The following is a 19811-nucleotide window of genomic DNA, read 5'->3' as shown; positions in this document are numbered from 1 at the left end:
ATGAACCGGATCGAGTGGAAGTGGGTCTTCGTCAGCATGGGAATATTCCTCGTCACCGAGGTGGTACTACGCGTAGGTCTCACCCTCTTCGGGATCCTCACCCTGGGGATAGGCTTCATCCTCTTCCTGTTCATCAAACCCGCGGTCTATTTCCTGGGGGGACTCCTCTCGGGCTACATCTCTCCCGGGATCACCCTCATGGAACCCGCCCTGGGAGCGGTGCTCATCAATGTCCTCAGCACCGTGCTCTACACCCCGGTCTTCGGCATAGGGAAGCTCCTCGGCCTCATGATCTCCAGCCTGGCGGCCTTCTTCTTCGCCCTGATCGGCGCCCGGACGGGCGAACGCCTCCAGTATCTCTCCTGACCGTTACGTGCGCACCTGCTCCAGGAGCGCCTCCCTGTACTCCTCGGCGAGGGAGAGGAGCCCTTTCCTGTAGACCGTGGTCCTGTTCCGTCCCCGCTCCTTCGAAAGATAGAGGGCCTGATCCGCCTCCTCGATGAGCTTCCGGGGATCCAGGAGACGGTATCGAGTGCAAGAAGTGACGCCCACGCTCACCGTCACGTGGAGGATCTTGTCTTCGAAATAGACCTTCATGAGCTCTATGCTGTGGCGGACCCGCTCCGCCACGATGTAGGCCGCGTTCCTGTTGGCCCCGGGGAGGAGCACGACGAACTCCTCCCCACCGTACCGGGCTGCCACATCACCCTTCCGCAGGTTCTGCTTGATATCCCTCGCGATGGAGATGAGGACCTCGTCGCCGGCGAGGTGGCCGTAGCGGTCGTTGAAGAGCTTGAAGTGGTCCACATCCAGGATGATGAGCCCCAGGTGGCCTCCGTACCGCTTCACCCGGTAGAGTTCTTCTTCGAGCCTCCTCATGAAGAACGAGGCGTTGTAGATCCCCGTCTTGAAGTCCATGATGGACGAGCGGTAGTGGATGTTGTTCTGGAGGCTTATCGAGACGAACCCCACCAGACGTCCGATATAGGCGAGCTCCTGGGGGGTATAGTCCTCGCCGAGCACCTTCTTCCCGAAGACGATGAGCCCGTAGACCCCCCCCATCCCTATCACCGGGACGAGGATCTCCGCTTCCACGGCCCGCAACGGCTCCACCAGCCCCGGCGAAGGCACCTTGTATTCGAAGAGCGAAAAGCTGATGGAAGAGGGATGCCGCTCGAAGAACTCCCGGTACCCATCCAGGCTCGTGATCTCGAAGGGGGGTGGGATCTCCCTGAGCCGCTCATAGCACTTCACCAGGATCTTGCCCTCCACCCCCGCCTCCTGGAGGATGAGGGTGAGATACGAAGGGATGAACTTGTCCATGAGCCCCTGCACCACCACCTCCAGCACCTCCTCTATCGAGGACTTGCTGAGGAGTTCCACCGCCTGGGAGATGATCTCCTCAAGATTACTGATCTCGTTCCTGTAGTGCTGGAGCTCATCGAGGACACCGATCCGCTTCAGGAGATCATAATACTTGAGATAGTCCTCGTTCCCACCAGGAGCCTCTCTGTTCGTCCCTTCCATCGGCATGCCTCGGTCGCTCCTCCTGTGCAGTATCTGCACTTATAGCATATATGATTTCCGCCGACTTTGCTACCGCGACGCTGATTTCTCTATCCCCTCCCAGAGACCGAGGATATAGGCGATGCCCAGGGCCCGGTCATAGAAACCATACCCCGGCCGCCCCTCCTCTCCCCAGATGTGGCGTCCGTGATCGGGTCTCAGGTAGCCGTCGAATCCGATCCCGTGGAGCGCCGCCACGAGCTCGTACATGTCCAGGCTCCCGCAGAAACTCGGATGCGCCGATTCGTAGAAGATACCCTCGCCCTGTTTCTTGAGGTTCCTCAAGTGGACGAAGGCGAGTCTCCCCCGTTCCCCCACCCTCCGGATGATGCGGGCCACATCGTTGTCGGAGCGCGCGGCGAGCGACCCCGTACAAAGCGCACAGCTGTTGGCAGGACTGTCGACCAGGGCGAGGATGCGCATGATGTTCTCCTCGGTGGTCACGATACGCGGCAACCCGAACACCCCCCAGGGGGGATCATCCGGATGGATGGCCATCCGGATCCCGAGACGCTCGCACTCCGGCACCACGGCGGAAAGGAAATAGCGGAGGTTGTCGAAGAGCTCGTCCTCACCCATGGCCCTGTACTGCTCTATGGTGCTCCTGACGGCGGCCAGCCGCTCCGGCTCCCAGCCGGGCAGGGAAAACCCCTTGGACTGGCCGAACATGGCCGACACGAGATCTTCGACGCCCTTGCCCTCGAGGAGTCTCCGGTCGTAGGCCATGGTGGAGGAACCATCATCGAGGGTATAGGCGAGATCCGTACGAATCCAGTCGAAGACCGGCATGAAGTTGTAGCAGACCACCTTCACGCCCACGGAGGCGAGGTTCCTGAGCGTGAGGATATAGTTCTCGATGTACCTGTCCCTCGACGGGAGGCCGAGTTTGATATCCTCGTGCACGTTGACGCTCTCCACCACCTCGAAGGAGAGCCCATGCGAGCAGATGAGGGACTTCAATTCCTCGATGCGGCCCTTTGGCCACACCTCTCCCACCGGGATATCGAAGAGGGCGCTCACCACCCCCTCCACGCCCGGGACCTGACGGATCCACTGGAGGGGGACATGATCGTCTTTCGGACCGAACCACCGAACCACAATTGTAGGTGCCATCACACACTCCTCATGACATACTCGACGTATATGGCAGGTATGATGCCAGAAATTCCGTTTCATCACAATGGTGAGATCCCTCTTCCCTTTTTCCGGATTTTTTATTACTATTCAAGTAAGAATACTTTTTTATCGATTGGAGGACTCCATGAAGCACCTGCCATCGATCCTCATGTACGATACAAAACCCTACGACCGTGAGTTTTTCGAGAGCGTGAACCAACGTTATGGATTCACCATAAAGTATCTCTCCGATCGCCTCACCGATGACAACGCGATCCTCGCCAAGGGCTATGACGCGGTCTGTCTCTTCGTGAACGACTATGTGACTCCAAAGGTCGCCGAGGTCTTCGCCTCGGCGGGAGTGAAGCTCATCGCCCTTAGATGTGCAGGGTACAACAACATCGATCTCCCTTCGGTCTACGGGAAGATCCACGTGGTCCGCGTTCCTGCCTACTCCCCTCACGCGGTGGCGGAGCACACCGTGGCCCTCCTCCTCGCCCTCAACCGGAAGGTCCACCGGGCCTACTGGAGGACCAGGGAGTTCAACTTCAGCCTCACCGGGCTGATGGGGTTCGACCTCCACGGCAAGACGGCCGGCATCATCGGGACGGGCCAGATAGGACGCCTCGTGGCTCAGATACTCGGAGACGGATTCGGCATGCGCATCCTCCTCCACGACCCTTATCCGGCCGGGGAATGGGCCGCCTCACACAGGTTTTCCTACGTGCCTCTCGAGACGCTCTACCGCGAATCCGACGTGATCTCGCTCCACTGTCCCCTCACCCCCCAGACCATCCACCTGATCAACGACGAGAGCCTCTCTCTCATGAAAAAGGGAGTTTTCATCGTCAACACCGGTCGGGGCAAACTCATCGACACGAAGGCCCTCATCCAGGCCCTCAAACGAGGGCACATCGGTGCGGCGGGACTCGACGTGTACGAAGAGGAGACCGAATACTTCTTCGAGGACCACTCCGACACCCACATCCAGGACGACGTGCTCGCCAGGCTCCTCACCTTTCCCAACGTCCTGGTCACGAGCCATCAGGCATTCTTCACCCGTGAGGCCCTCACCAACATCGCGGAAACCACCCTCAAGAACATCGACGACTTCTTCAGCGGTCGGTCCCTCGAGAACGAAATCTGCTATCAGTGTGACATGGCATCGTGCCGGAAGAAGGAGACCGGACGCTGCTTCTAGCGGGACGTCACCGGGAGGCCCTTCGGAGGGCCTCCCGTTCCATCCTCCGGTTCCGGAGATAGAGGAGGGTGTCGATCCCCACCATCGTCCAGTTGAGGATGTAGAGGAGGAGTACGGGATCCCGCGCATAGAAGAGTTTGTGGATGATCCCCGAGGTGTACCCTATCAGCAACACGAGCAGGAAGAGGAGGCTCTTCCCCCTCGTCGACCGGGAGACATACGAGGTATGGATCGAGAAGGGCCACGCAGCGCCGAAACAGAGGAGCATGAGGGCTTCGAACGGACTCATGGGCCGGCCTCCTCGAAACGTATCTACAGCCCCACCCCTATCTCCCGGGCCACCTTTGTTACGTAGTCACGGGCCTGGACATACTCCTCAGATGTGGAGAGGTGTTCCAGCATCCCCGGGACGTCATCCAGTCGATCGAGTTCGGAGAGCAGGGTCCTGTAGTCGAGATTCCCCTTTCCAGGGATCACCTCTTCAAGATGGACCAGAAAGCGGTCCTGGAGACGCACGTCCTTGAGGTGACACGATCGTATCCAGGGCCCGAGTCTCCGCACGAAGTCGCGTATCACCTCTGCGTTGTGAAAGAAGCGCTCGGGGCTCCAGATCATGTTCACCGGATCGAAGTGCACCGCAAAGGCCTTTCTGTCCACCGCCTTGATGAGCCGTTCGTAGCTTTCAGCGGTGTGCGGATACATCCACGGCATGGTCTCAAGGGTGTAGAAGGTGCGGAGAGGCTTCACCTCGTCTATGATCGATCGCACCGTCTCCACGATGAGGTCGAAGGCCTCCTCGCCGAGATCGTCGGCACAGGGGCCGTCCCACTTCTCCCCCAGAGATCCGCCGATGTTCACACAACACCTGGCCCCCAGCTCGTCTGCGAGGGAGAGGGCCCTCACACACGCATCCAGGGCGGCCTTTCGCTCCCCGGGGTGTCGCGAGAGGGGATTGTTCCACACGCCCACCTCGGCGATCACGATATCCGCACGTTCGGCGGCTTCCCGGTAGGCCGCGATCTCCTCGGAGGAGGCTTCGGGGGAGACCGGAGCGTAGGCCGCGCGGTATCCCCACCGCCTCACGAGCGTCACCCACTCTTCCGGCGACCGGACTTCGCCGAAGAGAGGCCCTCCCAATCTCATACGATCTCCTTCCGAGGCAAAAACAAAGCCCTGCCCCCCAGGCAGAGCTTCGCAAGATCGGCGAGACGCCTCATTCCGCAAGCGCGGCGAGGGCCTCCTCCCTCTTTCCATGGGCCACCGCCTTTGAACAGGGCTTGCACACTGAAAGTTTCTTTTCGTGGGCAGAGACCTCGTAGAGGAGCTTCACCCCTGTTCTTCCACAGAGAGGACACTTCCCTCTCCCTTTCTTCGGCTGATCCTTAAGCCCCTTACCCCTGTGAGCTTTGGACATTTCCCATACTCCTCTTACAATATGGTACGCAATAGTATCCCGATTACTTCATACGGGTCAAGTCCGTGAGGATGACCTTCACCGGGAGATGGTCAGAGTATCCGCTTCCCGTACCCATGTCCCATGACCACGGACGGCCCCTCTCATCGAGAAGCCAGGGGAAGGCCATCACCTCCCCTCCTGTCACATCGAGCCCCACCCCGTCTCGAAGCCCCTCGGTGAAGAAAAACCCGTCGATCCGCTCCCATCGGCCCTCATACCAATACGATCCAGAAGGCATGGTCCCGGGCACCATCATGCTCCACACCGAATGGACATCCTGCGGGAAGAGCGCGCGGTCAAAGAATGTCTCCACCTCGTCGGCCTCCATGTTGAAATCCCCTCCCACGAGGACATGGGCTCCAGGCGCGGTCCTGCGGATCTCCTCCAATCGTCTCGCGATGAGGAACAACTGGTTCCGCCGAATCTCATCCCGCCACGCAGGACCTGCCCGGGAGATGAGATGGACACCGAAAAGAAACACCTGTTCTCCCCCAAGGCGGTACTCCACCTCTACCACACTCCGAAGGACGGCCACCCTGGGATCCTTGAGGGCGTGCACCCTCACGCCCTCGACCGGTATACGGGAGAGCACCGCCACGTGCACCGCTCCCTCCTCCTCCGGGAGGAAGTGCCACCGGTACCCCGCATCGGCAAGATACCCGGAGACGAGCCGGCCGAGCACCCGCTCGTTCTCCACTTCCTGGAGAATGAGCACATCCGCATCGAGGGACCGCACCACCCGGCTCACTGCCTCCAAGCGTACAAGAACCTTCTCCTCGGTCCAGAACGAGGACGGCCGGAACTCGTCGTACTCCGCCCCATCCTCCACCGCGTCGAAGAGGTTCTCCACGTTATAGGTGGCTACGACGTACTCCTCCCCCCCGACCCCGACCAACCGGAAGAGGAGCAGGAAGAAGACGAGGTGGGGCCTTCCCATCGATCAGACGAGCTCCTTCCCCGAAGAGATGATACGGCTTATGAGACCGTAGGAGAGGGCCTCGCCTGCGTTCAACCAGTAATCCCTGTCGGTATCCTTCTCCACTTGCTCCAGCGGCCGGCCCGTCTCCTCACTTATGATCTGGTTGATCTTGTGTCGCGTCCTCTCGATCTCCTTGGCGTGGATCTCTATCTCGGTGGCCACGCCGCGCATCCCGCTCCACGGCTGGTGGATGAGATAGTGGGAATTCGGGAGACCGAGGCGGTACTCCTTCGGCGCCGCCAGGAGGATGAGGGCCGCCGCACTCGCCACGAGCCCCATCCCTATGGTATACACGGGCACTCCCACGAAACGTATCATGTCGAAGATCGCGAACCCCGCATCCACATCGCCTCCCGGAGAGTCGATGAAGACCTTCACCGGTTCGTCACCCATCTGTTCGAGGAGAAGGAGCTGCTTCACCACCTTCTCCACCAGTTCCTTGTTCACCTCCCCTGAGAGGATGATCGACCTCGTCCTGAGAAACTTCTCCATGAGAGCCTGTTGATCGCCCTGTTCCTTCCGTTCGTCCTTCTCCTGGAATCTCATGCGTTCGTTTCCTCCGTTGTTCCTGCAAGATATGCTCTGCCGTAAATATACCACTTATGGACGGCAAGGTCGATATTCGCTACTGTTATAGATATGAAAGTCGCAGTGTGCGCCATCGTAGGGAGACCGTCGAGCGGCAAGTCGACCCTCCTCAACACCCTGTGCGGGAGAAAGGTGGCCATCACCTCCCCCGTGCCCCAGACCACCAGGAACAGGATACGGGGGATCGTCACCGAGGAGCGAGGGCAGATCGTCTTCATCGACACCCCGGGCTACCACCACTCGGAAAAAAAGTTCAATCTCTTCCTCAAAGAGCAGGTGATCGAGGCACTCAAAGAGGTCGACGAGATTCTCTACCTCGTCGACAGCACCCGCTCCGTTGGCGAAGAGGAGCACGAGCTCATCGAGCTGGTCAAGCAGGCGGGAAAACCTGTCGTGATCGCCCTCAACAAGATCGATATCCCCGAACACCATGCAGAGGGGATGGTTCCCTTGCTCAAGGCCCACTTCCCTTCCGCCCCCATCGTGAAGATCTCCGCTTACACCGGTGAGGGCCTGGAGGAACTCAAAGCCAGGCTCTTCGAGGCGGCCGAAGAGGGACCACAACTCTATCCCGAGGAGTTCTACACCGATCAGGAACCTCGTTTCCGGATCGCTGAGATCATAAGGGAAAAAGCGATTCACCAGACGAGGGAAGAACTCCCCCACGCCCTCTATGTGGAAGTCCTGGACGTGGAAGAACGCCCGGACGAAACGCTTTGGGCCCGAGCCCTCATCTGTGTGGAACGGGAGTCCCAGAAGGGAATCATCATAGGGAAAGGGGGGGAAAAGATAAAAACCATCAGGCTCCAGTCCGAGAAGGAACTCTCCGGGATCTTCGAACGACCGGTGAGGCTCGACCTCAGGGTCAAGGTGGTACCCAAGTGGCGGCGTAACGAGGGTCTTCTCCGTCGGCTCCTCACATAAAAAATCCTCCCCTTTTGTGGAATGGGAGGATCGGCAGGAGCAGATCGCGAGACGCCCGCCTACGAGGAAGATCCCTGCTGTCGCTTCCGCCTGCGCAGGTTCTTGGGCTTCGGTCTCGTATTCCCGTAGGTGCCTCTCCAGATCTTGCCCTTCCTGCTCTTCTTGTCACCTTTTCCCATAGCGGCCTCCAGCAAAAAAAGAGCCTGGCGACGGCCTACTCTCCCACCCCTCATGGGGCAGTACCATCGGCGCTGGAGGGCTTAACTTCCGTGTTCGGAATGGGAACGGGTGTTGCCCCTCCGCTCGAGTCACCAGGCAATGATTCCATTGTTTGGCAGAGGAAAGGGGATCAGGAAGATACGGTCAAGTCTCACGGAGGATTAGTACTGGTCGGCTGAACGTGTTACCACGCGTACACCGCCAGCCTATCGACGAGGTCTTCTCCCTCGCTCCTTCAGGGCACATAACGTGCCGGGGATGGTTCATCTTGGGGTGGGCTTCCCGCTTAGATGCCTTCAGCGGTTATCCCTTCCGGACTTGGCTACCCAGCAGCTACCGCTGGCGCGATAACTGGTACACCAGAGGTCCGTCCACTCCGGTCCTCTCGTACTGAGAGCAGACCCCCTCAACCATCCAACGCCTGTGGCAGATAGGGACCGAACTGTCTCACGACGTTCTGAACCCAGCTCACGTACCGCTTTAATCGGCGAACAGCCGAACCCTTGGGACCTGCTCCAGCCCCAGGATGCGATGAGCCGACATCGAGGTGCCAAACCCTGCCGTCGATGTGGACTCTTGGGCAGGATCAGCCTGTTATCCCCGGAGTACCTTTTATCCGTTAAGTGACGGCCCTTCCACTCGGTACCGCCAGATCACTAGGACCCGCTTTCGCGCCTGCTCGACCCGTCGGTCTCGCAGTCAGGCCACCTTATGCCCTTGCACGTCCACGCTGATTTCCAACCAGCGCAAGGTGACCTTCGCGCGCCTCCGTTACCCTTTAGGAGGCGACCGCCCCAGTCAAACTGCCCACCTGACACTGTCCACCTACCGGATCACGGCAGGTGTTAGAAACCCTACATGGCAAGGGTGGTATTTCACCGACGGCTCCACCTGTGCTGGCGCACAGGCTTCCCTGCCTCCCACCTATCCTACACATGCCATGCAAAGTCCCCATGCCAGGCTGCAGTAAAGGTTCACGGGGTCTTTCCGTCTAGCCACAGGTAATGGGCATCTTCACCCATACTTCAATTTCACCGGGTCTCGCGTTGAGACAGCGCCCAAGTCGTTACACCTTTCGTGCGGGTCGGAACTTACCCGACAAGGAATTTCGCTACCTTAGGACCGTTATAGTTACGGCCGCCGTTTACCGGGGCTTCGGTTCACCGCTTCGCCTTGCGGCTCACGGATCCCCTTAACCTTCCGGCACCGGGCAGGTGTCAGTCCCTATACGTCCTCTTGCGAGTTCGCAGAGACCTGTGTTTTTGGTAAACAGTCGCTTGGGCCTGGACTCTGCAACCCCCAGTAAGCAGCTTCCGCCACCCACCAGAGGCCCCACTTCTCCCGAAGTTACGTGGGTAGTTTGCCGAGTTCCTTAACGCGAGTTCTCCCGCGCGCCTTGGAATGCTCATCCCGCCTACCTGTGTCGGTTTCCGGTACGGTCTCTCACAGCTTACCCCTAGAGGCTCTTTCTCGGCAGCATGACTACACCAGCTTCGCCCCTGTTACAGGGCTCGGCTTCACGGCTCACCTCAGGCGGCGGATTTGCCTACCGCCCTCTCCGGCTCGCCCGCTTACACCGGGTCTACCATCCCCCGGCCCGGCTTCGCCTCCTGCGTCACCCCTTCGGAAACTGTGAGAGGCACGGGATTATCAACCCGTTTCCCATCGGCTACGCCTTTCGGCCTCGCCTTAGGGGCCGGCTAACCCTGAGCAGACGACCTTTACTCAGGAAACCTTAGGCTTTCGGCGGAGGGGATTCTCACCCCTCTTTTCGTTACTCATGCCTGCATCCTCACTTCCGCCCCCTCCAGCATGCCTCCCAGCATGCCTTCATCGGTACGCGGAACGCTCGCCTACCGCCAACACCCTCAAACAGGTGTCGACCCGCAGCTTCGGTACCGTGCATAGCCCCGTTACATTATCAGCGCAGGGCGACTCGACCAGTGAGCTGTTACGCACTCTTTTAAGGAATGGCTGCTTCTAAGCCAACCTCCTGGCTGTCTTCGCCGCCCCACCTCTTTTCCCACTAAGCACGGTTTCGGGACCTTAGCTGGCGGTCTGGGCTGTTCCCCTCTCGACCACGAACCTTGTCGCCCGTAGTCTGACTCCTGCAGACCCTGTAGCGGCATTCGAAGTTTGGTTGGGTTTGGTACCCGGTGAAGGGCCCTAGCCCATCCAGTGCTCTACCTCCGCTACAGTCAACTGCAAGGCTAGCCCTAAAGCTATTTCGGCGAGAACCAGCTATCGCCGGGTTTGTTTAGCCTTTCACTCCTATCCACAGCTCATCCCTGCCTTTTTCACCAGACTAGGGTTCGGTCCTCCACTGGGTGTTACCCCAGCTTCAACCTGGCCATGGATAGATCACCCGGCTTCGGGTCTACTGCTGCAAACTAGCGCCCTCTTAAGACTCGGTTTCCCTACGGCTCCGGGACTCCTGTCCCTTAACCTCGCTTGCAACAGTAACTCGCAGGCTCATTCTGCAAAAGGCACGCCATCACCCGCTTCCGCGGGCTCTGACTGCTTGTAGGCCTATGGTTTCAGGTTCTCTTTCACTCCCCTCCCGGGGTTCTTTTCACCGTTCCCTCACGGTACTCTTCCACTATCGGTAGCCGCCTCGTATTTAGCCTTGGAGGGTGGTCCCCCCAGATTCAGTCGGGCTTCCTCGGGTCCCGACCTACTCGGGTACCGTTCCCACGCAGGCACCTCAGCTTTCGTGTACGGGGCTTTCACCCTCTCCGGCTGGCCTTCCCAGACCATTCCACTAGCCGGATGCTTGGTAACTGCGCGAGGGATTCCGGGCTCCCTCCAGAACGGCCCCACAACCCCATGCCGGCAACGGCCCGAACCTTCTACACCAGCATGGTTTAGGCTCCTCCCCTTTCGCTCACCACTACTCAGGGAATCTCATCTTGATTTCTTCTCCTCCGGGTACTGAGATGGTTCAGTTCCCCGGGTCTCGCTCCTATGAACCTATGTGTTCAGTCCATAGGTGACGGGCCTCCAGCCCGCCGGGTTACCCCATTCGGGAATCCACGGATCTCAGGGTGTGTGCCCCTCCCCGTGGCTTTTCGCAGCTTACCACGCCCTTCTTCGCCGAGCGGCTCCGAGGCATCCACCATAGGCCCTTATCTCCTTGACCATATCTCCCCTCTCCCCCTTCTCTACCCTCTGCCAAAGAACAGAACCACAGACGTCCATGCGCCTGTGCTGGAGGCACAGGGATTCGAACCCTGGACCCTTGGCTTGCAAAGCCAATGCTCTAGCCAACTGAGCTATGCCCCCATCACATGGGTCTCGTTCCACGAGAAAAAGCGAAGGGAGGTCTTTCAGGGTGTCTTTCTCTCAGAAAGGAGGTGATCCAGCCGCACCTTCCGGTACGGCTACCTTGTTACGACTTCACCCCCCTCACCAGGCGTACCTTCGACGGCGCCCTCCCTTACGGGTTAGGCTACCGGCTTCGGGTACCCCCGACTCGGGTGGTGTGACGGGCGGTGTGTACAAGGCCCGGGAACGCATTCACCGCGCCATGGCTGATGCGCGATTACTAGCGATTCCACCTTCATGGAGTCGGGTTTCAGACTCCAATCCGTACTGAGACCGGCTTTCTGGGATTTGCTCCGCCTCGCGGCTTCGCCTCCCTCTGTACCGGCCATTGTAGCACGTGTGTAGCCCAGGGCATCAGGGCCATGATGACTTGACGTCATCCCCACCTTCCTCCGGTTTGTCACCGGCAGTCCCGCCTGAGTGCCCGGCTTCACCCGATGGCAACAGACGGCAGGGGTTGCGCTCGTTGCGGGACTTAACCCAACACCTCACGGCACGAGCTGACGACAGCCATGCAGCACCTGTCTACCAGCCCCTCGCGGGGAAGCTGCATCTCTGCAGCCGCCCGGTAGATGTCAAGCCCTGGTAAGGTTCCTCGCGTATCATCGAATTAAACCACATGCTCCACCGCTTGTGCGGGCCCCCGTCAATTCCTTTGAGTTTCACCGTTGCCGGCATACTCCCCAGGCGGTGCACTTAACGCGTTAGCTTCGGCACCGAGCCTCCAAGGCCCAACGCCTAGTGCACATCGTTTACGGCGTGGACTACCAGGGTATCTAATCCTGTTCGCTCCCCACGCTTTCGGGCCTCAGCGTCAGTCTCCGGCCAGGAGCTCGCCTTCGCCTCCGGCGTTCCTCCCGATATCTACAGATTTCACCCCTACACCGGGAATTCCAGCTCCCCCTCCGGGACTCCAGCCCAGCAGTTTCCGGTGCACACTACGGTTGAGCCGTAGCCTTTTACACCAGACTTGCCAGACCGCCTGCGCCCCCTTTACGCCCAGTAATTCCGAACAACGCTCGCCCCCTACGTATTACCGCGGCTGCTGGCACGTAGTTAGCCGGGGCTTATTCCCCAGGTAACGTCATCAGACGGGCATTACCTCCCGCCCTTATTCTTCCCTGGGAAAAGGGGTTTACAACCTTCCGGCCTTCTTCCCCCACGCGGCGTCGCTCCGTCAGGCTTTCGCCCATTGCGGAAGATTCTTGGCTGCTGCCTCCCGTAGGAGTCTGGGCCGTGTCTCAGTCCCAGTGTGGGGGGCCATCCTCTCAGACCCCCTACCCATCGTCGCCTTGGTAGGCCGTTACCCTACCAACTAGCTAATGGGCCGCAGGCCCCTCCTCAGGCGACCCTTATCGGGCCTTTCCTCCTATAGCCACAGCCATAAGAGGCCATCCGGTATTACCCCGTGTTTCCACGGGCTATCCCCAACCTGAGGATAGGTCACCTACGTGTTACTCACCCGTCCGCCGCTCTCAGGTGGTGCAAGCACCACCCTACCGCTCGACTTGCATGCCTAAGACGCGCCGCCAGCGTTCGTTCTGAGCCAGGATCAAACTCTCCATCATTCTCTTAACCACACTCCGAAGAGTGCGGTTCTTCTTCTCGCTCAAACCTTACCTCATGCCGTACCACTACCCAACGCAGCAGTACGACCACTTCGTCTCCGTCACACCCTTACTCAACCTCCCCTTCGCTACCTTCTGCCAAAGAACCATGCGCGTTTGCGTGTGCGCTTTATAGCAGAGCTTTCGATTCGTGTCAATAGCTTCTGCTCATTTTTCCATGGGCTCGTTCGTGAGACGAACTCATGCAGTAGGTGAGCTTAAACATAATGAAACACGACCGCTCTGTCAAGTCTCATCGAGCCTTTTGCGCTGTACTGCTTTTTTTAGTAAGCCAACGGGAATCCTGGGCAACAACGCGCTGTAATGCCTGCTTAGGGTGTCAACGTTACCGTATTCTCATCCGGAATAGTGCTCACAACGGTACAATATGCACGATGGTTTGCTCGCGTTCACTCCACCACGGCGGTTCTGTATCCGAACTGGACACACCTTCCCTCAGGATTCCTCAAGGGAACGTGGATACGGGGGATCGGTTTCGGTAAGACCGCTCGTTAGGCCGCAGGCCTGACCAGGGAGCGCATCTGGTTCGGCTGGTTCTCTCGCACTCGTCCCAGGGCAAGGGCACTCATGACAGAAAACACCAGCGTAAGGTGAACCGACAGTTTCTCCTGCCCCCGGATCGTGTGGAGTTCCAGGCTAAAGCTTCGATCCAGCCGGCTGTGGATCCGCTCCAAGGCCGTTCGCTTGGCATACTCCCGCTTCCACCGATACGAAGACCGGGCGAGAGGCGTGAAGACTCTGCGGTCCGTGGAGAGGGGGATCCGAATACAGGAGGCCAGAGGACAGGAGGCTTTGCCTGCACACTCATACCCATAGTGCACCGCAGGACAGCCGTACTTCAACGTGCCCCGCTTCTCTTCAAATCCCCGGTAGGCCATCTCCCGCTGCGTCCCCGTGGCCATACAGACACAACTCACCGTCCCCTGGTAGTCATACACCACGTTCGGTGTCCCTGCCACCAGCTTCGTCTCCTCTCCATCTTTCCACAGGTTGCGAATATCGATGACCGGTTTGATCCGGTGCTCGTGCCACAACAGATCTATCAACGTGCCATCATCATAGCCCCGGTCGGCCGTGAACACTTCCGCCGCCTTGAGTATATGCGGCCTATGGCGATCCAGGGACCGAATCAGCTTTCGCATTACCGGCACCTCGTGCTTTGAGGCCCGACTCACCGTAAAGGCCACCGGCAGTTCATACGCTGTATCCGCAAGGAGGTGCACCGTAAACCCGAACCATTTCTTTACCGACTTCTGCACCTCCCCCCGTTCATTCTGATACACATACTCATGACACCCCCAGTCCGCATCGTGCTCCCCTCGCCGGTCTCCGGCACCCTTCCCCCTTCGACGGGCAACGCTTGCTATCCCCTTCCCATCGGCTCCCAGCCGCCGCCCAAATCCAGGCAGCTCCCGGTAGCACTGATCCACCAGGCTGGTAAACACCCTTACCAGTGCTTCCCGGATACTCCGCTTCCTCAAGGTGGAAAGAAACCGGCTGTACGCGCTGGCACTGGGTACCGCATCGCTTCCCCGGGTAGGATCACATCCACACAGGTCCCTCAGTTGCCCGTTCCGCAAGAGCTCCCGGCGTAGCTGCTCGATGCTCGGGTGCTGAAACACTATCCCCGCAACGAGCGAGTTCCACATCGCCCGTACCGGATATTCATTCCGGCCTCTCCCCCGCCTCTGTTCCAGCTGCTGCATCAGTTCCTCATCCGGCAGGTTCTCCAACACCAGCCGAAGCCGATGTAAATCCCCCAATGCTTCTACATCGTGCCAGCAAAAAAGTGATTTCTGTGCTATACTTGCCATGGGCCCCTCCGTCGGTTTTCTGCTACCATGATTCTATCATGGAAAAACCCGGGGGCCCTCTTTTTTGGGGTCAATTTTTCAACTCCGACCTCGTTTTCCCCTTCTATCGCACCTGTGGACCGCTTTTTTGGGGTAAAATAAATCCCCACCCGCTTGTAATGTCTTTACCTATCGTTGCGTGAAAACAGCGCAAAAGGCTCTCATCGGATCCACGAGATCTCTCAATCCGTGAGCGCCGTGATCAGACGGCAGTTTTATTGACTATGGGAAGGGATAATCGTATATTTTCAGTAAATTGACACCTGATTCCACTACATCTCTACATCCATTTGAGTGAGGAGGATTTCGTATGAAGGTCAGACCACTTGGCGATCGTGTACTCGTGAAGATCGAGTTGAGTGAAACCAAGACGGCCAGCGGGATCTATATTCCCCAGACGGCTCAGGAAAAGACCCAGATGGGTACGGTGGTGGCAGTAGGAGACGACAAGGACAACATCAAAGTGAAGGTGGGAGACAAGGTGCTCTATGACAAGTACGCGGGAACCAGCATCAAGATCGAGGGCGAGGAACACCTCATCCTCTCGATGAACGACATCCTGGGCGTAGTCGAAGAGTAACGGCCGGAGGTCCTTCGCACAAAGAGCAGCCCGCCGGGGCTGCTCTTTGTTTTGCTCTCAGACGATACCGAGGGGATACGGTCATCCCGGATACAGGAAACGCTCCATCTCGCGGAGGACGCCCTCGGTGTGGGTGACGGCGAGACGGGTGCGGGGGATGGAGGAGAGAAAGAGCCGGCCGTAGCTGCGGCTCACGATACGAGAGTCGGTGACGAGGACCACCCCCCTGTCGGTGGTACGGCGCATGAGCCTTCCAAAGCCTTGCTTGAAGCGCATGATGGCTTCCGGAAGTTGCCGGTGATAGAAGGGACTCTTCCCTTCCGCAGCAAGGCGTTCGACCCTCGCCTGCAGCACGGGATGGGAGGGGACCCTGAACGGCAGCCGGCAGAGGACCACGAGCTGAAGGGCCTCTCCAGGGACATCGACGCCTTCCCAGAAACTCTCGGTACCGAAGAGGATGCTCGCCGGGATCTCCTTGAACCGTGACAGAAGTCTGCTTCTCTCGTCCTCACCCTGCTTGAGGACGAGGAGCTTGTGATCGAGAAGCACGGGCGCCACGTCCCTGTAGGTGTCCTCCAGCATCCTGTAGGAGGTGAAGAGTACGAGGGCGTGTCCCTCGGAGAGGACGAGCACCTCCTTGAGGAGCGAAGAGAGATACGCCTGATATCCGGCATCCTCCGGAGGAGGGGCGTCCGTAGGAACGGAGAGGAGGACGTGTTCCTCATAGGGGAAGGGAGAGGGAAAGGCGCGTTCCCGCAGTCTGTCCCCCATGCCCACAAGTCCCACCGTCTCCTCCCAGAAAGTGAAAGAACCGCCCACGGTGAGGGTGGCACTCGTGAACACGAGGGTCTTCACCGCCTCGTAGAGATGCTCCCGGAGAAGCGCGCCCGGATCCAGGGGAGTGATCACCAGACGGAAGGAAGGCTCGCCCCGCGTCCTTCGTACCCGCTCCACCCAGTACACCTGTTCGGCATCCGCTCGATCCCGGTAGGCCTGGCAGAACCGGGCCACATCCCTGAGACGTCGCACATGGAGGAGAAACTCCTGTACCACGGGGTGGTCCTTCATCGCCTCGTCGAGAGACTTCATGAGGCGATCCACCTCTCCGAGGAAGCCGAGGATCTCTTCCTGAAGGGCGAAGAGGGACTCGAATCCCGGTGCACACCGTGAGACGGCGTCCCCATCCATCCTCACCGTCCCCTCCTCGGGGAGGAGAGCGAGCCAGACGCCTCTCAGGGCCTCGGTCCTCTCTGCAATCCGGTTGAGGTCGGCTATCCACTCCCCGGCCTGTTCGAGTCCTCCCAAGGTCTTCTCCAACCGCCTGAGCACGCCCTTCGCCCCCCGCCTTCCCCTCGAATGGATGCGTCGAAGCACACGGAGGACCCCTTCGGGAGAGAGCACCTGGGAGAAGAAGGAACTCGCGCTGTCCTCCAGGTTGTGCGCTTCGTCGAGGATGAGGCGGGAGAAACCGGGGAGCACCGCCGCGGTATCGAATCCGCGTCCCTCCATCCGCATACTCAGGTCCGAGAAGAGGAGGTGATGGTTGACCACGAGGAGCCGGGAGGCAGCGGCCTCCTTCCTCACGCGGAGGACGAAACACCGCTCCCTGTCGGGACACCGGAGTCCCATGCACAGCTCGGCCTCGGAGCACACCTGGCCCCACACCTCGTCGGGCACATGGAAGGGTATGTCGGCCCTGTCTCCGGTGGGGGTGGAAACCGCCCAGTCGGCGAGCGCCTTGAGCAGATCGGGATCCGTGAAGAGGTCCTCCGCCCCCTCTTCGAGGACCTCGGCGAGCCGGTGGCGGCAGAGGTAGTTCTGTCTCCCTTTCACGAGGGTGACCTTCACCCGGGTACCGAGCACCTTCTGCACGTAGGGGATGTCCTTCTCGACCAGCTGCTGCTGGAGGGTGATGGTGGCCGTACTCACCACCACCCGTTCCTCGTTGTTCGTCCCCCAGAGGAGGGCGGGGATGAGGTACGCGTACGACTTCCCGATACCGGTACCGGCCTCGGCCACGAGGATCCCGTCGTCGTTGAAGGCCCTCACCACCTCCCTGAGGAGACCGACCTGACCCTCGCGGTACTCGTAGTGGGGCATCGCAGAGAAGGGACCGCCTGGAGAGAGGAGGGCCGCGAGTTCCTCCTCCGGGAGCGGGGTGAGGGGCCGCTCCGGCAAGGGCTCCACCACCACGTAGACGTGGCGCACCTCGTTGTCGACGATGTAGAACCCCACCCCCTCCTCCCCCAAGATCCCCGCCACGGCGAGGTCGGCTTTGCTGGGGGCGAGCACCCCGCTCGGATGGTTGTGGATCACCACGTCCACCCGCTCGAGCTGCCGCAGGACGGCCGGTGCGCTCTCCACATCCCCCCGGGATACCACCTCCACCCGTTCCACAGTCCCTTCCCCATCCAGCCAGGCTGCGAGGACCACCTCGTTCCCCTCTGCATCGGCGATGGCCTCCCGGATCTTCCCGCACGCCCTGGCGCTGATCCTCTCCTCTGCCTTCATACCCCACACTATGGAAGGCGCCCCTCCCACTTGTCAACATCTCGTCCCCCCTGTAGCATAGGCGCATGGTCGTGATGAAATTCGGGGGAACCTCGGTCCAGGACGCCGATCGGATGGACAGGGTCCTCTCCATCGCGGAAGAGGAGTTGAACGAAGGAGTGGTTCTCGTGGCCTCCGCCACGGCGAAGACCACCGACAGGCTCATCCAGCTCACCCAGGCCTCGGCCCGGGGCGACGAGGAGAGCGTGCAGAGCATCCTCAACCTCATAAAGACGCACCACTTCCAGATCGCCCATGACTTTCTCGAAGGGGAGTACCTGGAGAAGGCCGTCGCCAGGCTCGAAACGCTCTTCGCCGAGCTGGGGACCATCGTGAAGGGGATGACCCTCCTCAAGGAGGTGAGTCCACGGACCCTCGATGCAGTGGTGGCCTTCGGCGAGATCCTCTCCACCACCCTCCTCTACCATCGCGCGCTCCAGCGAGGTCTCAAAGCCCGTCTCCTCGACAGCAGGAACTACATCATCACCGATGACTCCTTCGGAAACGCAACCCCCGACATCAGGGAGACCTATCGGCGGCTCTCCTCGGGCGTGAAGGTGGGCGCCGGTGATCTGGTGATCATGCAGGGCTTCATCGCATCCACCCCCGACGGGACCACGAGCACACTGGGCAGGGGAGGATCGGACTACAGTGCCGCCATCGTGGGAGCCGGCCTGCATGCCTCGCGGATCGAGATATGGACGGACGTACACGGCGTGATGACGGCCGATCCCCGTATCGTTCCGGAGGCACAGCCGATCCCCCAGCTCAGCTACGAGGAGGCGGCGGAACTCGCCTACTTCGGAGCCAAAGTGGTCCACCCGTCCACCATCCAACCGGCGGTGGAGAAGAACATCCCGGTCCTGGTGAAGAACACCATGGACCCGAACGGCCCCGGCACCACCATCACCCACCGGAGCCCGTACAAGGGCCTCAAGGCCATCGCCACCAAGCGGAGCATCACGCTCATCACCATACAATCCTACCGTATGCTCAACGCATACGGGTTCTTGAGCAGGATCTTCGACGTGTTCGCAGAATACAGGACACCGGTGGACCTCATCGCCACCTCGGAGGTCTCGGTCTCCATGACCATCGACAACAAGGCGAACCTCCATTCCATCACGCGGGAACTCTCCAAGATAGGAAAAGTCGTGGTGGAGGAGGAAAAGGCGATCATCTCCCTGGTGGGTGAGGACGTGTGGAAGACCCACGAGACGATCCTCAACGCCTTCTCAGCCCTACAGGGCATCCCGGTGAGAATGATCACCATGGGCTCCTCCCACATCAACCTTTCCCTCGTGGTGGCCGACAGGGACGGAGAGGAATCCGTGCGGCGACTCCACCGCGCCTTCTTCGAAAAGGGATGAGACCGCTCTCCCGCGGGAGATACAGGAGGACGATACCCGAAACGGTGAGGCCATGGATCCACTCATAGAACGAATGTTCCGTATCATCCGCGCAGAGCTCGCATCCTTCCGGCGCTCGCTGGGATTCCTCACCGACGAGGAAGCCGACCCCTACTATCGGGAGGCGTGGGAGGAACTGGAAGCGTCGCTCGACGGGGATACCGGGTCCTTCCACACCCGTGACCGCGTGCGTCCCTCACTTCCCGCCGAGATCCTGGCGGCCTTTCGGGTCCTCGGGGTGGAACCGGGCAGCCCGTACGACACGGTGAAACAGGCCTATCGCGAAAAGCTCAAGAAGGTCCATCCCGACCGGGCCGGGAAGGAACAGGAGGAGGCGGCCACCCGCGAGACACAACGTCTCAACGAGGCCTTCGAAACCCTTTCTGCCTGGTACCGGGAGGGACGATCGAGGTGAGCG

At 59.9% G+C, this 19811-nt stretch carries 16 protein-coding genes, 1 tRNA gene and 3 rRNA genes; 6 read left to right on the top strand and 14 right to left on the bottom strand.

The features are described 5' to 3' along the window. Nucleotides 1-366, top strand: coding sequence for a hypothetical protein (locus SPITH_RS02960; protein WP_013313368.1), 366 nt, complete (start codon nt 1-3; stop codon nt 364-366). Between the two features lie 3 nt (nt 367-369). On the opposite strand, the gene SPITH_RS02955 is transcribed toward SPITH_RS02960, so the two are convergent. Continuing rightward, nucleotides 370-1533, bottom strand: coding sequence for a GGDEF domain-containing protein (locus SPITH_RS02955; protein WP_041623988.1), 1164 nt, complete (start codon nt 1531-1533; stop codon nt 370-372). A gap of 63 nt (nt 1534-1596) precedes the next feature. Then, nucleotides 1597-2679 (bottom strand): mannonate dehydratase, encoded by a 1083-nt coding sequence (locus SPITH_RS02950; RefSeq protein WP_014624241.1) that lies wholly within the window; start codon nt 2677-2679, stop codon nt 1597-1599. Nucleotides 2680-2827: 148 nt separating this feature from the next. Here SPITH_RS02950 and SPITH_RS02945 point away from each other — a divergent pair, with 148 nt between their 5' ends. Further along, entirely contained in the window at nt 2828-3883 is a 1056-nt protein-coding gene (locus SPITH_RS02945) for a 2-hydroxyacid dehydrogenase (RefSeq protein WP_014624240.1), read from the top strand. A gap of 7 nt (nt 3884-3890) precedes the next feature. Here SPITH_RS02945 and SPITH_RS02940 read toward each other — a convergent pair whose 3' ends face one another. From SPITH_RS02940 to SPITH_RS02920, 5 genes are all read right to left on the bottom strand, one after another. Further along, a complete protein-coding gene (locus tag SPITH_RS02940) occupies nt 3891-4172 on the bottom strand; it encodes a hypothetical protein (RefSeq protein WP_014624239.1) in 282 nt (93 codons plus the stop codon). Nucleotides 4173-4195: 23 nt separating this feature from the next. Beyond that, nucleotides 4196-5026 carry a sugar phosphate isomerase/epimerase family protein gene (locus SPITH_RS02935; RefSeq protein WP_014624238.1) on the bottom strand — a complete coding sequence of 277 codons (831 nt, stop codon included), beginning with the start codon at nt 5024-5026 and terminating at the stop codon, nt 4196-4198. A gap of 70 nt (nt 5027-5096) precedes the next feature. Then, complete coding sequence (locus tag SPITH_RS02930; RefSeq protein ID WP_013313362.1) at nt 5097-5297, bottom strand: hypothetical protein; 201 nt, start codon at nt 5295-5297, stop codon at nt 5097-5099. A 43-nt stretch (nt 5298-5340) separates the two neighbouring features. Beyond that, nucleotides 5341-6276, bottom strand: coding sequence for an endonuclease/exonuclease/phosphatase family protein (locus SPITH_RS02925; protein ID WP_014624237.1), 936 nt, complete (start codon nt 6274-6276; stop codon nt 5341-5343). Between the two features lie 3 nt (nt 6277-6279). Beyond that, nucleotides 6280-6864: an ATP-dependent Clp protease proteolytic subunit gene (locus SPITH_RS02920; protein WP_013313360.1), complete on the bottom strand. Its 585-nt coding sequence runs from the start codon at nt 6862-6864 to the stop codon at nt 6280-6282. Between the two features lie 93 nt (nt 6865-6957). Here SPITH_RS02920 and era point away from each other — a divergent pair, with 93 nt between their 5' ends. Next, the gene (gene era, locus SPITH_RS02915) at nt 6958-7830 is read left to right on the top strand and encodes a GTPase Era (protein ID WP_014624236.1); all 873 of its coding nucleotides are present in this window, start codon (nt 6958-6960) and stop codon (nt 7828-7830) included. A 59-nt stretch (nt 7831-7889) separates the two neighbouring features. Here the strand turns inward: era and SPITH_RS11900 are convergent, their stop codons facing one another. The 6 genes from SPITH_RS11900 to SPITH_RS02890 form a co-directional block, all read right to left on the bottom strand. Then, nucleotides 7890-8009, bottom strand: coding sequence for a 30S ribosomal protein THX (locus SPITH_RS11900; protein WP_014624235.1), 120 nt, complete (start codon nt 8007-8009; stop codon nt 7890-7892). A 22-nt stretch (nt 8010-8031) separates the two neighbouring features. Continuing rightward, a 5S ribosomal RNA gene (gene rrf, locus SPITH_RS02910) occupies nt 8032-8146 on the bottom strand. 43 nt (nt 8147-8189) lie between these two features. Beyond that, nucleotides 8190-11188 (bottom strand): 23S ribosomal RNA (locus SPITH_RS02905). A gap of 69 nt (nt 11189-11257) precedes the next feature. After that, a tRNA-Ala gene (locus SPITH_RS02900) sits at nt 11258-11331 on the bottom strand. Nucleotides 11332-11395: 64 nt separating this feature from the next. After that, nucleotides 11396-12941 (bottom strand): 16S ribosomal RNA (locus SPITH_RS02895). The 16S, 23S and 5S rRNA genes sit together here with 1 tRNA gene alongside, the layout of an rRNA operon. A 551-nt stretch (nt 12942-13492) precedes the next feature. Beyond that, nucleotides 13493-14815 carry a transposase gene (locus tag SPITH_RS02890; RefSeq protein ID WP_014624234.1) on the bottom strand — a complete coding sequence of 441 codons (1323 nt, stop codon included), beginning with the start codon at nt 14813-14815 and terminating at the stop codon, nt 13493-13495. Nucleotides 14816-15164: 349 nt separating this feature from the next. Between SPITH_RS02890 and SPITH_RS02885 the strand changes: the two genes are divergently transcribed. Continuing rightward, nucleotides 15165-15434 (top strand): co-chaperone GroES, encoded by a 270-nt coding sequence (locus SPITH_RS02885; RefSeq protein WP_013313358.1) that lies wholly within the window; start codon nt 15165-15167, stop codon nt 15432-15434. An 81-nt stretch (nt 15435-15515) separates the two neighbouring features. On the opposite strand, the gene SPITH_RS02880 is transcribed toward SPITH_RS02885, so the two are convergent. Further along, complete coding sequence (locus SPITH_RS02880) at nt 15516-17945, bottom strand: helicase C-terminal domain-containing protein (RefSeq protein ID WP_014624233.1); 2430 nt, start codon at nt 17943-17945, stop codon at nt 15516-15518. 65 nt (nt 17946-18010) lie between these two features. Here SPITH_RS02880 and lysC point away from each other — a divergent pair, with 65 nt between their 5' ends. Together lysC and SPITH_RS02870 are read left to right on the top strand one after the other, a co-directional pair. Then, nucleotides 18011-19354, top strand: a complete 1344-nt coding sequence (lysC, locus tag SPITH_RS02875; RefSeq protein WP_014624232.1) for a lysine-sensitive aspartokinase 3 — start codon at nt 18011-18013, stop codon at nt 19352-19354. Between the two features lie 52 nt (nt 19355-19406). Further along, the gene (locus SPITH_RS02870; RefSeq protein ID WP_014624231.1) at nt 19407-19808 is read left to right on the top strand and encodes a J domain-containing protein; all 402 of its coding nucleotides are present in this window, start codon (nt 19407-19409) and stop codon (nt 19806-19808) included. The last annotated feature ends 3 nt before the right edge of the window (nt 19809-19811 follow it).

Origin of the sequence: Spirochaeta thermophila DSM 6578 (assembly GCF_000184345.1) — a bacterium.
GTDB lineage: Bacteria > Spirochaetota > Spirochaetia > Winmispirales > Winmispiraceae > Winmispira > Winmispira thermophila.
Note: the sequence above shows the minus strand (reverse complement) of the source record. Positions and strands in the feature narration are given on the sequence as shown.

Bases quoted from the DNA above. Each gene is read 5' to 3' on its own strand.
- SPITH_RS02925 (WP_014624237.1), bottom strand. From the start codon at position 6,276: ATGGGAAGGCCCCACCTCGTCTTCTTCCTGCTCCTCTTCCGGTTGGTC.
- SPITH_RS02890 (WP_014624234.1), bottom strand. From the start codon at position 14,815: ATGGCAAGTATAGCACAGAAATCACTTTTTTGCTGGCACGATGTAGAA.
- SPITH_RS02945 (WP_014624240.1), top strand. From the start codon at position 2,828: ATGAAGCACCTGCCATCGATCCTCATGTACGATACAAAACCCTACGAC.
- SPITH_RS02920 (WP_013313360.1), bottom strand. From the start codon at position 6,864: ATGAGATTCCAGGAGAAGGACGAACGGAAGGAACAGGGCGATCAACAG.
- SPITH_RS02950 (WP_014624241.1), bottom strand. From the start codon at position 2,679: ATGGCACCTACAATTGTGGTTCGGTGGTTCGGTCCGAAAGACGATCAT.
- lysC (WP_014624232.1), top strand. From the start codon at position 18,011: ATGGTCGTGATGAAATTCGGGGGAACCTCGGTCCAGGACGCCGATCGG.
- SPITH_RS02930 (WP_013313362.1), bottom strand. From the start codon at position 5,297: ATGTCCAAAGCTCACAGGGGTAAGGGGCTTAAGGATCAGCCGAAGAAA.
- SPITH_RS02940 (WP_014624239.1), bottom strand. From the start codon at position 4,172: ATGAGTCCGTTCGAAGCCCTCATGCTCCTCTGTTTCGGCGCTGCGTGG.
- SPITH_RS11900 (WP_014624235.1), bottom strand. From the start codon at position 8,009: ATGGGAAAAGGTGACAAGAAGAGCAGGAAGGGCAAGATCTGGAGAGGC.
- era (WP_014624236.1), top strand. From the start codon at position 6,958: ATGAAAGTCGCAGTGTGCGCCATCGTAGGGAGACCGTCGAGCGGCAAG.
- SPITH_RS02955 (WP_041623988.1), bottom strand. From the start codon at position 1,533: ATGCCGATGGAAGGGACGAACAGAGAGGCTCCTGGTGGGAACGAGGAC.
- SPITH_RS02960 (WP_013313368.1), top strand. From the start codon at position 1: ATGAACCGGATCGAGTGGAAGTGGGTCTTCGTCAGCATGGGAATATTC.
- SPITH_RS02870 (WP_014624231.1), top strand. From the start codon at position 19,407: ATGGATCCACTCATAGAACGAATGTTCCGTATCATCCGCGCAGAGCTC.
- SPITH_RS02935 (WP_014624238.1), bottom strand. From the start codon at position 5,026: ATGAGATTGGGAGGGCCTCTCTTCGGCGAAGTCCGGTCGCCGGAAGAG.
- SPITH_RS02885 (WP_013313358.1), top strand. From the start codon at position 15,165: ATGAAGGTCAGACCACTTGGCGATCGTGTACTCGTGAAGATCGAGTTG.
- SPITH_RS02880 (WP_014624233.1), bottom strand. From the start codon at position 17,945: ATGAAGGCAGAGGAGAGGATCAGCGCCAGGGCGTGCGGGAAGATCCGG.